Below are 15416 nucleotides of genomic sequence, written 5' to 3'. Positions count from 1 at the left end.
ATCCTAGCCTCGCCGGTCCAGCAAGTTCACCACCAACCGATCTATCCACCCCCAGACGCGCTGCTTGACCCGTCGCCACAATGGCCGGGCTTTCCACGCCTCCAGGCTCACCGTTTGGCTCTGGGCAAAATCCGCCGTAAAACTCGCCACCACCGCCTGGGTCAGCTCGGGGTCCAGTGCTTCCAGATTGGCTTCCAAGTTGAAGCGCAGGTTCCAGTGATCGAAATTGCACGAGCCGATGCTTACCCAGTCGTCCACCAGCACCATCTTCAGGTGCAGGAAGCACGGCTGGTATTCAAAGATCTGTACGCCTGAACGCAGCAAACGCGGGTAATACCGGTGTCCGGCGTAGCGCACGGACGGATGATCGGTGCGCGGCCCGGTGAGCAGCAAGCGCACGTCCACGCCGCGCCCCGCCGCTCGGCGCAAGGCACGCCGAACGCCCCAGGTCGGCAGGAAATAGGGAGTGGCCAGCCAGATGCGCTGGTGGCTGTTGTTCAGCGCGCGGATCAGCGATTGCAGAATATCGCGGTGCTGGCGGGCGTCGGCGTACGCGACGCGGCCAAGCCCCGGCCCGCTGGCGGGTACTTTGGGCAGACGCGGCAAGCCAAAATGGGTGGCCGGTTTCCACGCGCGCCGCGCCGCGTTGGCGTGCCATTGGCGGTCGAACAATGCCTGCCAATCCAATACCAGCGGGCCGCTGATCTGCACCATCACTTCATGCCACTCGGCCGTGTCGTGGCCCGGTGTCCAGAACTCGTCCGTCACGCCCGTGCCACCCACCACCGCCACATGCTGGTCGATCAGCAACAGCTTGCGGTGGTCGCGGTACAGGTTGCGCATCCAGCGACGCCAGCTCAGGCGATTGTAAAAACGTAGCTCCACGCCCGCGTCGGTCAAGCGCTTGCGCAGCGACAGGGTGAACGCCAGGCTGCCGTAGTCATCGAACAGGCACCGCACGCGCACACCGCGCTCGGCGGCGAGCACCAACGCTTGCACCATTGCCTCGGCGCACGCGCCGGCCTCTACCAGGTACAACTCCAGATCCACTTGCTGTTCGGCGCGGGCAATGCCCACCAGCATCTGCGGAAAAAACTGCGGGCCGTCGATCAACAACTCGAAACGGTTGGCGCTGCGCCACGGGAACACCGCGCCGCCCATGTCAGCGCGCCGTGAAGATCAGCACCGCACCCACCGGCACCGACAAACTGATGGACTTGAGCCCGGCCGCCTTGCGCAGCGCGGCCACCCCGGGCGCCAGGTCGAAATCCTTGGCGTGCAGCACCACCGGTTCCAGGGTCACCACCTGGAAGCGTCGGTCATCCAGGCGCGTAGCCAGCAGTTCGGCGCTGTAGGTCTGGGTCTTGCCATGCAAGGTCACACTCAGGGGCAGGCGTAACTCCAGTTGCGCGCCCGGGGCCAGGTCATTGATGGGTTGCAGGTTGATCTGTGCGCTGATCAGCGCTTCGGGGAAGGTCTTGATCTCGAACAACTGATTGCGCATGCGTTCATCGCGCAGCGGAATGCCGCTGTTGACCGACTCCAGCTCCACCTGCACCTGCGCCGCGCCTTTGTCGTCGACCTTGCCGTGCAAGACCAGGAAGCGCTGAACCTCGGCAATCTCGGTGTTTTTGGTGGTGACGAAAGACAGGCGCGAGGACTCGTTGTCCAGGTACCAGTCGGCGTGGGCGGGCACGGCAACAGCGGCCAGCAAGACAAAAGCCAGGGGTTGGATAAACGAAACATTGAACATTAAGGACTCGCGGGGCGAAAAACCTGCACGAACCTTAAGCGCAATGTCACGAACGGCGCAAATCCAAATGTGGGAGTGTGCTTGCTCGCGAAAATGCGGTGAGCCTGTTGGCACATCTTTACTGACAGACAGCTTTGGCGGGCAAGCCCGCTCCCACAGGGGATCTTGTGTCAGGGGTTCAGGCGACAGCCTTGGCGCTCCCCCAACCAACGCGCCGTATGGGTGCGCCCCAAGCCACTGGCCGTTACTTCGCTACGCAGCGGGTTGTCATTGAACGCGCTGGTCGGCAGATACTGTTTTACGTACCCCAGGCAATACGCCGCCGGGTTATTCGCGACATAGCGGCACGAGCAATATTCCTTGGCGGTGTACGCCGCGATGATATCGGGGAAGGCTTGCAGGTTGACGCGCTCGTGCCAAACCCACCCCAACAGCGCGAGCAACAGCAATAGAAACAGGCTGGTGAACGGACGACGCCGGATCATGGTTGCACCGCCGCAAGCACGCGTTTGAGCAGTTCGTTGTGGCGGTAGCTGCCGTCGCGATCGTCGCCGTAGCGCACGATCACCAGGCGCTGCTCGGGCATCACATACAGCGCCTGGCCCCAGTGGCCGAGGGCGGCGAAGGTGTCGGCGGGGGCATCGGGCCAGGGCCTTGGCGTGCCTTGGTTGAGCCACCAATGGCCGCCGGGCGTGGCTTCGTCCTGGCCGGCTTTGTAGTTATCGAACGCCTGGCGATTGAAGGCCACCCAGTCCCTGGGCAGCAGTTGCTGGTCCTTCCAACGCCCATCCCGCGCCATCAGTAGGCCGACCCGCGCAAGATCGCGAGCGGTGAGGTAGGCATAGGAGGAGGCAACAAAGGTTTCGTCGGCGTCGGTTTCCCAGGTGGCATTGCGAATACCCAGCGGGGTGAACAGCGCATCCCACGGGTAACTTATGTACGCCTTGTGGCCAAGCATGCCTTTAAGAGCAGCGGATAAAAGATTGCTATCGCCACTGGAATACCGAAACGCCCGCCCCGGCGCGCTGAAGGTGTCGCTGTTCGCGGCGAACTCGGCCATATCCGCGCGCCCTCGGGTGTAGAGCATCGCCACGACAGAGGATTTGAGCGGGGCGAATTCGTAGTCTTCCTGCCAGTCCAGGCCCGAGGCCCAGTGCAGCAGGTCGGCCATGGTCACCGTCGGGTGCTGCTTCATCGGCGGGTAGAAACGCGCCACCGGGTCGCTCAATTTGAAGCGATTGTCGCCATAAGCCACGCCCAGCACGCAGGCCATCAGGCTTTTGCTCACTGACCAAGTCAGGTGCGGCGTGCTGGCGCTGGTGGGCGCGGCGTAGCGTTCGTAAATAACTTTACCGTCGCGGATCACCAGTAAGGCATCGGTGCGAATGCCTTGGCGGGTAGCGTCGTCGCGCGGTGCAAAGGCATAGGCGTCCAGGGCTTCGAGCGCGGGGCCGGTGAGCGGCGTGCCCTTGGCCCACTCCTGGTCAGGCCAGGTCTCAGCATGGCCGTTAATAGTGATTAACAGCAGCACGGCGCACAACAAGCCTTTGACCATAGACGCGGACTCAACGGGGCATTCAAACCCGCGAGCCTAGCGCCGGTGGATGACAGATTGACGACACAGTGCCTGTCATCCAAGCGTCACCATAACTTCATGGAGATGACACCGGGCCTCCATAGCCTGAGTTTGGACAACAAAGTCGACCGGCCGAAACGTGGCCGGCACTCGGAGACTCGCCATGACTCAGATCGCCCGCATCAGCGACACCGGCAATGAACGCCGTCTGCAAGCCGAACGCCTGATCGGCGCCCAGGCTTTGCAGGAAGCCCAGGCCCTGCGGTTCAACGTATTCAGCGGCGAGTTCAATGCCAAGCTGAAAGGCGCGGAACATGGCCTGGACATGGATGATTATGATGTGCACTGCAGCCATATCGGCGTGCGGGACTTGAACACCGGTCGCCTGGTAGCCACCACACGCTTGCTCGACCACCAGGCCGCCAGCACTTTGGGCCGGTTCTACAGTGAAGAAGAATTCAGCCTGCATGGCTTGCTCCATCTCAAAGGCCCGATCCTGGAGATTGGCCGCACCTGCGTCGACCCGGCCTATCGCAACGGCGGCACCATCGCCGTGTTGTGGGGTGAGTTGGCCGAAGTGCTCAACCAGGGCGGCTACAGCTATTTGATGGGCTGCGCGAGCATCCCCATGCACGACGGCGGCATCCAGGCCCACGCGATCATGCAGCGTCTGCGCGAACGCTATCTGTGCAACGAGCACCTGCGCGCCGAGCCGAAAAAACCACTGCCGGCCCTGGATCTGCCGTCCAACGTGATCGCCGAAATGCCGCCGCTGCTCAAGGCCTATATGCGCCTGGGGGCGAAGATCTGCGGCGAGCCGTGCTGGGATGAGGATTTCCAGGTGGCCGACGTATTTATCCTGCTCAAGCGCGACGAGTTGTGCCCACGGTATGCGCGCCATTTCAAGGCGGCCATGTGATGAGCCGCCTGCGCGTGTACGGGCGCATCGCCCGGGTGTTGCTGGTGGTGGCGCTGGGCTTGAGCATGGCCAGCGTGTTCGGTGTGTTCGAGCGATTGGGCATCGCCAACTCGATGGTGCGGCGCCAACGCTGGTCGCGGTTTTTCATGGCGAGGCTGACCCACGCCCTACCCTTTCGCGTAACGGTAAACGGTGAGTTGCCGACGCAGCCGATGCTGTGGGTGAGCAACCACGTGTCCTGGACCGACATTCCGCTGTTGGGCGCCGTGGCGCCGATGTCGTTCCTGTCCAAGGCCGAAGTGCGCACCTGGCCGGTGGCCGGCTGGCTGGCGGCCAAGGCTGGTAGCCTGTTTATCCGCCGGGGTTCGGGCGACAGCCAACTGATCCGCAAACAAATGACCCGCCACCTGGAACAACAGCACCCGCTGCTGATGTTCCCCGAAGGCACCACCACCGACGGTCGCAGCCTGCGCACCTTCCACGGGCGCCTGCTGGCCAGCGCCATCGATGCGGATGTGTCGCTGCAACCGGTGGCGATCCGTTACCTGCGTGACGGACAGGTCGATCCCCTGGCGCCGTTTATCGGCGATGACGACTTGCTCTCGCACCTGATGCGGTTGTTCGCCAATGACCAGGGCGATGTGGAAATTCATGTGCTCACACCGATTGCGTGCGCCGGGCAGGAACGCGCGGCGCTGGCTTACCAGGCGCAGCAGGCGGTACAGAAGGTGTTGTTTGGGCCGGTGCCGGAGGTAGAACAAGTAGCGGCACGACCAGCGTTCGCAGCTTGAAACAAATGTGGGAGGGGGCAAGCCCCCTCCTCCACATTTAGTTTGATGTTGTCAGTTGAGACTGTGCGAACACCTGCAATTCAGGGTAGAAGCGCCGGAAGTCTTCACTCAACGGTTCATATAAAAGTCGCAACTCCCGCATCGCCTGCCCCAACGCCTCAGGCTGCGTCAGCCGCCGCGAAATCCCACGCAACACCTGCTCCATCACCGCAAATTCACGGTACGAGCCCAACCAATCATCGGCCGCCATAAACGGCGCAATCTGCGCCAAGCGCCCGGGCAACTGCGGTTCGGCAGCCAATACGCGGTATACCTGCGAGGTGAAGTGCTCCAGCGGCTGGTCGGCATACAAGGTCCAATCCCGCGCCAGGCAGTGATCGAAGAACACGTCCAGAACAATCCCCGCATAGCGCCGACGGGTCAGGCTGAAGCGCGACAACGCCTGCCCCACCAACGGATGGCTGTCGGTAAACCGGTCGATCGAGCGATGCAACTGGATCGCCGCTTCGATGGATGGGCTGAACTGGCCCTGCAGACGGCCTTTGACGAAGTCGCCATACAGGCTGCCCAGCAGTTGCGCAGGAAGTTGGCCGCCCAGGTGCAGATGTGCGAGATAATTCATGGCGCGCAGTTTAGCACTGCCGCCAACGTATCGTTATAACCCGATATACCGATTTGAGCTGATCTCAGAGCTAAATCGTATTGGTATATCGGGATATACCGATTTAAAGTTCGCCTCATCGCGATATAACGCTTTACGACACCGAGCACACTGCCATGTCCATCGACCTCGACGAAATAATAAAAGCCCTGGCGCACCCAGTACGGCGAGACATCCTCAACTGGCTCAAAGACCCAAAAGTGCAATTCCCCGAGCAATTGCACAACCACGAATACGGCATCTGTGCCGGGCAGATCGACCAGCGCTGCGGCTTGTCCCAGTCGACCGTGTCGGCCCACCTGGCCACCTTGCAACGGGCGGGTCTGATCAGCAGCCAGAAGGCCGGGCAGTGGCACTTTTTCAAACGCAATGAGGAAGCGATCCAAGCCTTCCTCACGGCGCTTATCACTGAACTCAGCGCTGAACCGCTGTAAAAAGGATCCACAAATGCCCCTCTCGCTCCTCATCCTGGCCTTGAGCGCCTTCGCCATCGGCACCACCGAGTTCGTCATCATGGGCCTGCTGCCCGATGTGGCAGCGGACCTCGGCGTATCGATCCCTGGCGCCGGTTGGCTGGTCACCGGTTACGCCCTGGGCGTGGCCATTGGCGCGCCATTTATGGCACTGGCCACGGCCAAACTGCCACGCAAGGCGGCGCTGGTCGCGTTGATGGGGATCTTCATTATCGGCAACCTGCTCTGCGCACTGGCCAGCGACTACAACGTGCTGATGTTTGCCCGCGTGGTCACCGCGCTATGCCACGGCGCGTTCTTCGGCATTGGTTCGGTGGTGGCGGCCAACCTGGTGCCGGCCAACAAGCGGGCCTCGGCCGTAGCCCTGATGTTCACCGGTTTGACCCTGGCCAATGTCCTCGGCGTGCCCCTGGGCACCGCACTGGGCCAGCAAGCCGGCTGGCGCTCGACCTTCTGGGCCGTGACCGTGATCGGGGTGGTGGCGCTGATCGGGCTGATCCGCTTCTTGCCGGCCAAGCGCGATGAAGAAAAGCTCGACATGCGCGCCGAACTGGCCGCCCTCAAGGGTGCTGGTATCTGGCTGTCGCTGAGCATGACGGCACTGTTCGCCGCGTCCATGTTCACCCTCTTCACCTATGTGGCACCGCTGTTGGGCGATGTCACCGGGGTGTCGCCCAAAGGCGTGACCTGGACCCTGCTGCTGATCGGCCTGGGCCTGACCGTGGGCAACATCATCGGCGGAAAACTGGCGGATAAACGTCTGGCGGCCACGCTGATTGGCGTATTTATCAGCATGGCAGTGGTGTCCACCGCACTGAGCTGGACCAGCGTCGCCGTGATCCCCACCGAAATCACCCTGTTCCTGTGGGCCACCGCCGCGTTCGCCGCCGTGCCGGCGCTGCAGATCAACGTGGTGACCTTCGGCAAGGCCGCTCCGAACCTGGTGTCCACCTTGAACATCGGCGCGTTCAACATCGGTAACGCCCTCGGCGCCTGGGTCGGTGGCAGCGTGATCGCCCATGGTTTCGGCCTGACCAGTGTGCCGCTGGCGGCCGCTGCCCTGGCGATCCTTGCCCTGCTGGTGACCTTGATAACTTTCCGTCAGAGCGGCGATGCCGACCTGGCCCCTGCGACCAACTGATCCAAGTAACTAGAGAAGGTATTGTGCGATGACGACTATTTTCGATCCGATCAAACTGGGTGACGTGGAGCTGTCGAACCGCATCATCATGGCCCCGCTGACCCGCTGCCGCGCCGACGCCGGTCGCGTACCCAACGCGCTGATGGCCGAGTACTACGTGCAGCGTGCGTCTGCCGGGCTGATTCTCAGCGAAGCCACTTCCGTCACGCCGATGGGCGTGGGCTATCCGGACACCCCCGGTATCTGGTCCAACGACCAGGTGCGCGGCTGGGCCAACGTGACCAAAGCCGTGCACGGCGCCGGCGGCAAGATTTTCCTGCAACTGTGGCATGTGGGGCGCATCTCCCACCCGTCGTACCTGAACGGCGAAACCCCAGTGGCGCCGAGTGCGATCCAACCCAAGGGCCACGTCAGCCTGGTGCGTCCGCTGGCCGACTACCCGACTCCGCGCGCCCTGGAAACGGCTGAAATCGCCGACATCGTCGACGCTTATCGTACCGGCGCCGAGAACGCCAAGGCCGCCGGTTTCGACGGTGTGGAAATCCATGGCGCCAACGGCTACCTGCTCGACCAGTTCCTGCAGAGCAGCACTAACCAGCGCACCGACCAGTACGGCGGTTCCCTGGAAAACCGTGCACGCCTGCTGCTGGAAGTGACCGACGCGGCCATTGAAGTATGGGGCGCCGGCCGCGTGGGCGTGCACCTGGCACCCCGCGCCGACTCGCACGACATGGGCGATGCCAACCTGGCAGAAACCTTTACTTATGTCGCCACTGAGCTGGGCAAGCGCGGCATCGCGTTTATCTGCTCCCGTGAAAAAGAAGGCGCCGACAGCCTTGGCCCGCAACTGAAAAAAGCCTTCGGCGGCGCGTACATCGCCAATGAACGCTTCACCAAGGACAGCGCCAATGCGTGGCTGGCCGAGGGTAAAGCGGATGCGGTGGCGTTCGGCGTGCCGTTCATTGCCAACCCGGACCTGCCGGCTCGTCTGGAGGCCGATGCGCCACTGAACGAAGCCCATCCGGAAACCTTCTATGGCAAAGGCCCGGTCGGTTATATCGACTACCCGACCCTGCCGCTGTAATCGCCTAAAACACTAAGCAAATGTGGGAGGGGGCTTGCCCCCGATAGCGGTGGGTCGGCTATAAGCTGCCCAGCACCCTGCTATCGGGGGCACGCCCCCTCTCACTTTGCCCTAGGTAACATTCCTTCACAGCATTGCAACAAAATCCCTACAAAATACTTAGGCGGCTACCTATCAAGCGCCGGCCAGCCCGTATATAAAGTCACCCCACGAATAAGTCAGAAGGACGATTGACCGTCCTTAGGCTTTACTGTTGACACAACTGGACGCAATTACGCATTTTGTCTCAATTGCGCAGGCTGGGGCTCAAGCGCAGCATGTCCAGCCCGGCCTCTACCCAACGTTCGGCTTCCTGCTGCAATTGAAAGCTGTCGGGTACCAGCAACCATTGGCCGATCAGCCCGTTGATGTACGCATGGAGGCACACGGCTCCCCGCGTGGTGTCGAGGTTTTCCGGTAGTTGCCCGCGATGGACCGCGTTACGCAGCGTCAGGCCGATACGCAGGTTGCATTCCAGGCTGTGGGTTTGACGCTGACGACGCATGTCGCACATTTCGTCGGTGAATTCGCACTTATGAAACAAGATCTCATTGATGCGTCGGGTTTTCGGATCCAGGGCCACTTGATGGAACAAACGAATCAGCAGTTTGCGCATGCAGCCCAGCGGGTCGAGTTCATCCTCGCTTTCACTGGCCCGCGCCAACTCGTCCAGCGGCTCGTGCAACGTATCGAGCAGGGCCTGGAGCAAGTCGGACTTATTGCTGAAATGCCAATAGATAGCGCCCCGCGTCACGCCGGCCAACGTGGCGATGTCTGCCAGCGTGGTGCGCGCAACGCCGCGCTCGTAAAAGGCTTGCTCGGCGGCATCGAGAATCTGGCTGCGCGTTTCCTGAGCTTCCTCTTTGGTGCGACGAACCATGGCAGTAAAACCTCAATCAGAACACGTGGGACTATCGTTAACGCAGTGTTAATAGATGTTAACGATCATCTGAATAATTGTGGGACGACGCCGTCATGGGCACCGAACGTACTAAAATCGAGGCTTTGGACATTGCTTTGTCAACAATCCGCAAAGCCTGTCAAGAGTTTACAAACAACCATGAACGTAAGTATATTGCGTAGCAAGCTACTTATCTACTCACGGCTTGTTTTTTACCCTTCCACACTTCTTGTGCGCACCCTGCGCGCCTGACCCGAGGATCTTCATGCAACTTAAGCCAGCTGTTACCGCTCTGGTCACTGCCGTCGCCCTGGCATCGCTGCTCAGCGGATGTAAAAAGGAAGAAGCGGCTCCGCCCGCTCAAACCCCTCTGGTCGGCGTCGTCACCCTGCAACCGCAACCGTTCACCTTGACGTCTGAACTGCCGGGCCGCACCACGGCCTTCCGCATCGCGGAAGTTCGCCCGCAGGTCAACGGCATCATTCTCAAGCGCCTGTTCAAGGAAGGCGCGGACGTGAAGGAAGGCCAGCAGCTTTATCAGATCGACCCGTCGGTCTATGAAGCCACCCTGAAAAGCGCCCAGGCCAGCCTGAGCCAGACCAAATCCATCAGCGACCGCTACAAGCAGTTGGTGGATGAGCAGGCCGTGAGCCGTCAGGAATACGACACTGCCGTCGCCAATCGCATGACCGCCGAAGCAAACGTTCAAACCGCCCAGATCAACGTGCGCTATACCAAAGTGTTCGCGCCGATCTCCGGGCGTATCGGCCGTTCTTCGGTGACCGAAGGCGCACTGGTCAGCAATGGCCAGGCCGATGCCATGGCCGTGATCCAACAACTGGACCCGATCTACGTCGACGTGACTCAGTCTTCAGCCGAAATGCTGAAACTGCGCCGCGACCTGGAAAGCGGCCAACTGGAGAAAGCCGGGGCCAATGCTGCCAAGGTCAAGCTGACCCTGGAAGACGGTAGCGACTATAAGCACGACGGCAAACTGGAATTTTCCGAAGTGTCGGTCGATCAGACCACCGGTTCCGTAACCCTGCGCGCCGTATTCCCCAACCCCGATCACACCCTGTTGCCGGGCATGTTCGTGCACGCCCAACTGCAAGCCGGTGTGAACAGCAAGGCGATCCTGGCACCGCAGCAAGGCGTGACCCGCGATCTCAAAGGCACTCCGACGGCGTTGATCGTCAATGCGGACAACAAGGTCGAGCAACGCGAGCTGGTGGCCAACCGTACCGCCGGCGCCTACTGGCTGGTGGAAAAAGGCTTGAACGCCGGTGACCGTGTGATCACCGAAGGCTTGCAGTACGTCAAGCCGGGCGCCGAGGTCAAGGTCAAGGACGCGGACAACGCCAAGCCCGCCGGTACCGCTGCTCCTGCTGCCGCTGCTGGCAAAGGGGAGTAACCCATGTCGAAATTTTTTATCGACCGTCCCATTTTCGCCTGGGTGATTGCCCTGGTGATCATGCTGGTCGGGGCACTCTCGATCCTGAAGTTGCCCATCAACCAATACCCGGCCATCGCGCCGACCGCCATCGATATCCAGGTGACCTACCCAGGCGCGTCCGCACAAACCGTGCAGGACACCGTGGTGCAGGTGATCGAGCAACAGCTCAACGGTATCGACAACCTGCGGTATGTGTCCTCGGACAGTAACTCCGACGGCAGCATGACCATCACCGTAACGTTCAACCAGGGTACCAACCCCGACATCGCCCAGGTGCAGGTGCAGAACAAGCTGAACCTGGCCACCCCGCTGCTGCCGCAAGAAGTGCAGCAACAGGGTATCCGCGTGACCAAGTCGGTGAAGAACTTCCTGATGGTGATCGGTCTGGTGTCCGAAGACGGCAGCATGACCAAGGACGACCTGTCCAACTACATCGTGTCCAACATCCAGGACCCGATCTCGCGGACAGCCGGCGTGGGTGACTTCCAGGTGTTCGGTTCCCAGTACGCCATGCGTATCTGGCTCGACCCGGCCAAGCTGAACAACTACCAGTTGACCCCGGTCGACGTCAGCACCGCCATCGCCGCACAGAACGTACAGGTGGCCACCGGCCAATTGGGCGGCCTGCCTGCCCTGCCCGGCACCCAGCTGAACGCCACCATCATTGGCAAGACACGCCTGCAGACCGCCGAGCAGTTCGGCAACATCCTGATGAAGGTCAACACCGACGGCTCCCAGGTTCGCCTCAAGGACGTCGCGCGCATCGAGCTGGGCGGCCAGACCTACAGCATCAGCGCGCAGTTCAACGGCAAGCCGGCCTCCGGTATGGCGATCAAACTGGCATCCGGCGCCAACGCCCTGGACACCGCCAAAGCCATCCGCGCCACCGTGGCGTCGCTGGAACCGTTCTTTCCGCCTGGCATGAAGGCGGTGGTGCCGTATGACACCACCCCAGTGGTGACCGAATCGATCTCCGGTGTAGTGCACACCCTGGTCGAAGCGATCGTGCTGGTGTTCCTGGTGATGTTCCTGTTCCTGCAAAACTTCCGCGCCACCATCATCACCACCATGACCGTACCGGTGGTATTGCTGGGGACGTTCGGCATCCTGGCGGCGTTCGGTTTCACCATCAACACCCTGACCATGTTCGGCATGATCCTGGCCATCGGCCTGCTGGTGGACGACGCCATCGTGGTGGTAGAAAACGTCGAGCGGGTGATGGCCGAGGAACACCTGTCGCCTAAAGAAGCGACGGTCAAATCCATGACCCAGATCCAGGGCGCCCTGGTAGGTATTGCCCTGGTACTGTCGGCGGTACTGTTGCCGATGGCGTTCTTCGGCGGTTCCACCGGGGTGATCTACAAACAGTTCTCCATCACCATCGTTTCGGCCATGGCGCTGTCGGTACTGGTTGCCCTGATCTTCACCCCGGCGCTGTGCGCCACCATGCTCAAGCCGATCGATCCCGAGAAGCACGGCCAACCCAAGCGTGGTTTCTTCGGCTGGTTCAACCGCACCTTCGACCGTAGCGTAGTGAGCTACGAGCGCGGCGTGGGCAACATGATCAAGCACAAGATCCCGGCGTTCCTGGTGTACCTGCTGATCTTCGCCGGCATGATCTGGCTGTTCATGCGCATCCCGGCGGCGTTCCTGCCCGACGAAGACCAGGGCGTGATCTTTGCCCAGGTGCAAACACCGGTCGGTTCCACCGCTGAACGCACGCAGAAAGTCATCGACGACATGCGTATCTTCCTGCTCAACGATAAAGAAGGTGAGCCGGGCGAAGGCAAAGGCGTCAAATCGGTGTTTACCGTGAACGGCTTCAACTTCGCCGGTCGTGGCCAAAGCTCCGGCCTGGCGTTCGTGATGCTCAAGCCGTGGGACGAGCGTGATGCGTCCACCTCGGTGTTCGAGATCGCCAAGCGCGCCCAGGGTTACTTCATGCAGACGTTCCAGGACGCCATGGTGTTCGCCATCGTGCCGCCGTCGGTACTGGAATTGGGTAACGCCACCGGTTTCGACGTGTTCCTGCAAGACCAGGGCGGTGTCGGTCATGAGAAGTTGATGGCCGCGCGCAACCAGTTCCTGGGCATGGCGGCACAGAGCAAGATCCTGGCCGGTGTGCGCCCCAACGGCGTGAACGATGAGCCGCAATACGAACTCACCGTTGACGACGAGAAGGCCAGCGCCCAGGGCATCTCCCTATCCAACATCAACCAGACCCTGGCGATTGCCCTGGGTGGCAGCTACGTCAACGACTTCATCGACCGTGGTCGCGTGAAGAAAGTGTACGTGCAAGGTGAAGCCGCCAGCCGCATGTCTCCAGAAGACCTGAACAAGTGGTACGTGCGCAGCGACTCCGGGAAGATGGTGCCGTTGTCGGCCATCGCCACCGGCAAGTGGATCTACGGTTCGCCGAAGCTCTCGCGTTACAACGGCGTGGCCGCGATGGAAATCCTCGGCACCCCGGCACCGGGTTACAGCACCGGTGAAGCAATGGCCGAAGTGGAACGCATCGCCAAGCAACTGCCGGCGGGCGTGGGCTATGCCTGGACGGGTCTGTCGTACGAAGAACGCTTGTCCGGTTCCCAGGCACCGGCGTTGTATGCGCTGTCGCTGCTGGTGGTGTTCCTGTGCCTGGCGGCACTGTACGAGAGCTGGTCGATCCCGATTGCGGTGGTGTTGGTAGTACCCCTGGGCGTGGTGGGTGCGTTGATCGCCACCAGCATGCGCGGGCTGTCCAACGACGTGTTCTTCCAGGTGGGCCTGTTGGTCACGGTGGGTCTGGCAGCGAAAAACGCCATCCTTATCGTGGAGTTCGCCAAAGAGCTTCACGAACAGGGTAAAGGCATCGTCGAGTCGGCTATCGAAGCGTCTCGCATGCGTCTGCGGCCGATCATCATGACCTCCATGGCGTTCATCCTCGGCGTACTGCCCCTGGCGATCTCCTCGGGCGCCGGTTCAGGCAGCCAGCACGCCATCGGTACCGGCGTCATTGGCGGCATGATCACCGCCACTGTCCTGGCGATCTTCTGGGTGCCGCTGTTCTTCGCTACCGTGTCGGCCATCGGCAACCGCAAAGAACCCGAAACCAAGCAAACTTCTAACGAGGCTGGCCAATGAGCAAGTCGCTACTTTCCCTAGCCGTCACAGCCTTCGTGCTCAGTGGCTGCTCGCTGATCCCTGACTACCAGCGCCCCGACGCGCCGGTAGCAGCGCAGTACCCGCAGGGGCCGGCGTATTCGTCGGCCCAGGCGCCGGGTCAGGCTGCCGCCGAGCAAGGCTGGAAGCAGTTTTTCCATGACCCTGCCCTGCAACAGCTGATCCAGACCGCACTGGTGAACAACCGCGACCTGCGTGTCGCGGCCCTGAACATCGATGCCTACGCTGCGCAGTACAACATCCAGCGCGCCGACCTGTTCCCGGCCGTTTCGGCCACGGGCAGCGGTGAGCGCTCGCGCACCCCGGCTCGCCTGTCGCAGACCGGCGAATCGAGGATCGCCAGCCAGTACTCGGTCGGTCTTGGGATCAGCTCCTACGAGCTGGACCTGTTCGGTCGCGTGCGTAGCCTGAGTGAAGAAGCCCTGCAAAAGTACTTCGCCACCGAAGAAGCGCGGCGCAGCACCCAGATCAGCCTGGTGGCCAGTGTGGCCAACGCCTACCTGACCTGGCAGGCCGACAAGGAACTGCTCAAGCTGACCCAGGACACCCTCGCTGCGTTCGAGCAGAGCTACAAGCTGACTTCGCGTAGCAACGAAGTCGGCGTGGCCTCGGCCCTCGACCTCAGCCAGGCGCGCACCTCGGTGGAAAACGCCCGGGTGTCACTGGCCCGCTACACTCGCCAGGTGGCCCAGGACGAAAACAACCTGACCCTGCTGCTGGGCACCGGCCTGCCGGCCAATCTGGCCAGCCAGCCGCTGTCGGATGACCTGCTCAGCGAAGTGCCGGCCGGCTTGCCGTCGGACCTGCTGCAACGTCGCCCCGACATTGTGCAGGCCGAGTACAACCTCAAGGCCGCCAACGCCAATATCGGCGCAGCCCGTGCGGCGTTCTTCCCAAGCATCAGCCTGACCGCCAGCGCCGGCACCGCCAGCCCGAACCTGGGCGGCTTGTTCAAAGGCGGCTCGGGCACCTGGTCGTTCGCGCCGCAGATCAACATCCCGATCTTCAACGCCGGCAGCCTGCGCGCCAGCCTGGACTACTCGAAGATCCAGAAAGAGATCAACGTGGCGAACTACGAGAAGGCGATTCAGACCGGCTTCCAGGAAGTCTCCGACGGCCTTGCCGCGCGGGCGACCTACAAGCAGCAACTGGAAGCCCAACGCGGTTTCGTCGAGGCCAACCAGGATTACTACCGCCTGGCCGAGCGTCGCTACCGCATCGGTGTGGATAGCAACCTGACGTTCCTCGATGCCCAGCGCCAGCTGTTCAGCGCGCAACAATCGCTGATCACCGACCGCCTCGCGCAGTTGACCAGCGAGGTCAACCTGTACAAGGCCCTCGGCGGTGGCTGGAACGAGCAGACTGCGAAGAATGAACCGCTGAAAGAAGAAGCGCCGGCGTTCAAGGCGTTCTGATAACGCCGTCGTCAAGAAAAACGCCTCCCTGACAGGAGGCGTTTTTTT

At 61.7% G+C, this 15416-nt stretch carries 14 protein-coding genes; 8 read left to right on the top strand and 6 right to left on the bottom strand.

The window, feature by feature from the left end; all coding sequences use genetic code 11:
• Window positions 1-3: 3 nt before the first annotated feature.
• The 4 genes from QRN41_RS19340 to QRN41_RS19325 all read right to left on the bottom strand — a co-directional run bounded on the left by QRN41_RS19340 (window position 4) and on the right by QRN41_RS19325 (window position 3308).
• Complete coding sequence (locus QRN41_RS19340) at window positions 4-1161, bottom strand: phospholipase D-like domain-containing protein (RefSeq protein ID WP_094064697.1); 1158 nt, start codon at window positions 1159-1161, stop codon at window positions 4-6.
• 1 nt (window position 1162) lies between these two features.
• Window positions 1163-1753: a YceI family protein gene (locus QRN41_RS19335; RefSeq protein ID WP_285422010.1), complete on the bottom strand. Its 591-nt coding sequence runs from the start codon at window positions 1751-1753 to the stop codon at window positions 1163-1165.
• 170 nt (window positions 1754-1923) lie between these two features.
• Window positions 1924-2238 (bottom strand): hypothetical protein, encoded by a 315-nt coding sequence (locus QRN41_RS19330; RefSeq protein ID WP_034137310.1) that lies wholly within the window; start codon window positions 2236-2238, stop codon window positions 1924-1926.
• The gene (locus QRN41_RS19325) at window positions 2235-3308 is read right to left on the bottom strand and encodes a serine hydrolase domain-containing protein (protein WP_285422009.1); all 1074 of its coding nucleotides are present in this window, start codon (window positions 3306-3308) and stop codon (window positions 2235-2237) included. Before QRN41_RS19325 ends, QRN41_RS19330 begins: the two co-directional genes overlap by 4 nt.
• A 184-nt stretch (window positions 3309-3492) precedes the next feature.
• On the opposite strand from QRN41_RS19325, the gene olsB reads away from it, so the two are divergent.
• Window positions 3493-4248, top strand: a complete 756-nt coding sequence (gene olsB / locus QRN41_RS19320; protein ID WP_034096335.1) for an L-ornithine N(alpha)-acyltransferase — start codon at window positions 3493-3495, stop codon at window positions 4246-4248.
• Window positions 4248-5039: a lysophospholipid acyltransferase family protein gene (locus tag QRN41_RS19315; protein WP_285422008.1), complete on the top strand. Its 792-nt coding sequence runs from the start codon at window positions 4248-4250 to the stop codon at window positions 5037-5039. Before olsB ends, QRN41_RS19315 begins: the two co-directional genes overlap by 1 nt.
• Window positions 5040-5076: 37 nt before the next feature.
• On the opposite strand, the gene QRN41_RS19310 is transcribed toward QRN41_RS19315, so the two are convergent.
• Complete coding sequence (locus QRN41_RS19310; RefSeq protein WP_034137308.1) at window positions 5077-5661, bottom strand: acyl carrier protein phosphodiesterase; 585 nt, start codon at window positions 5659-5661, stop codon at window positions 5077-5079.
• Between the two features lie 155 nt (window positions 5662-5816).
• Here QRN41_RS19310 and QRN41_RS19305 point away from each other — a divergent pair, with 155 nt between their 5' ends.
• Genes QRN41_RS19305 through QRN41_RS19295 form a run of 3 tightly spaced genes read left to right on the top strand, consistent with a single transcriptional unit; the run spans window position 5817 to window position 8398 of the window.
• A complete protein-coding gene (locus QRN41_RS19305) occupies window positions 5817-6134 on the top strand; it encodes an ArsR/SmtB family transcription factor (RefSeq protein ID WP_034096332.1) in 318 nt (105 codons plus the stop codon).
• Between the two features lie 13 nt (window positions 6135-6147).
• Complete coding sequence (locus QRN41_RS19300; RefSeq protein WP_034096331.1) at window positions 6148-7314, top strand: MFS transporter; 1167 nt, start codon at window positions 6148-6150, stop codon at window positions 7312-7314.
• 28 nt (window positions 7315-7342) lie between these two features.
• Window positions 7343-8398, top strand: a complete 1056-nt coding sequence (locus QRN41_RS19295) for an alkene reductase (protein WP_034137307.1) — start codon at window positions 7343-7345, stop codon at window positions 8396-8398.
• Between the two features lie 286 nt (window positions 8399-8684).
• Here the strand turns inward: QRN41_RS19295 and QRN41_RS19290 are convergent, their stop codons facing one another.
• Window positions 8685-9317, bottom strand: coding sequence for a TetR family transcriptional regulator (locus QRN41_RS19290; RefSeq protein ID WP_034096329.1), 633 nt, complete (start codon window positions 9315-9317; stop codon window positions 8685-8687).
• A 286-nt stretch (window positions 9318-9603) separates the two neighbouring features.
• Between QRN41_RS19290 and QRN41_RS19285 the strand changes: the two genes are divergently transcribed.
• Genes QRN41_RS19285 through adeC form a run of 3 tightly spaced genes read left to right on the top strand, consistent with a single transcriptional unit; the run spans window position 9604 to window position 15368 of the window.
• Window positions 9604-10749, top strand: a complete 1146-nt coding sequence (locus QRN41_RS19285) for an efflux RND transporter periplasmic adaptor subunit (protein ID WP_034137305.1) — start codon at window positions 9604-9606, stop codon at window positions 10747-10749.
• 3 nt (window positions 10750-10752) lie between these two features.
• Window positions 10753-13914 (top strand): efflux RND transporter permease subunit, encoded by a 3162-nt coding sequence (locus QRN41_RS19280; protein ID WP_123480502.1) that lies wholly within the window; start codon window positions 10753-10755, stop codon window positions 13912-13914.
• The gene (gene adeC / locus QRN41_RS19275) at window positions 13911-15368 is read left to right on the top strand and encodes an AdeC/AdeK/OprM family multidrug efflux complex outer membrane factor (RefSeq protein ID WP_034112333.1); all 1458 of its coding nucleotides are present in this window, start codon (window positions 13911-13913) and stop codon (window positions 15366-15368) included. The genes QRN41_RS19280 and adeC overlap by 4 nt, the downstream gene beginning before the upstream one ends.
• Window positions 15369-15416 lie beyond the last annotated feature (48 nt).

This window comes from Pseudomonas sp. efr-133-TYG-23 (assembly GCF_030209215.1).
GTDB classification, from domain to species: domain Bacteria; phylum Pseudomonadota; class Gammaproteobacteria; order Pseudomonadales; family Pseudomonadaceae; genus Aquipseudomonas; species Aquipseudomonas rhodesiae.
Note: the sequence above shows the minus strand (reverse complement) of the source record. Positions and strands in the feature narration are given on the sequence as shown.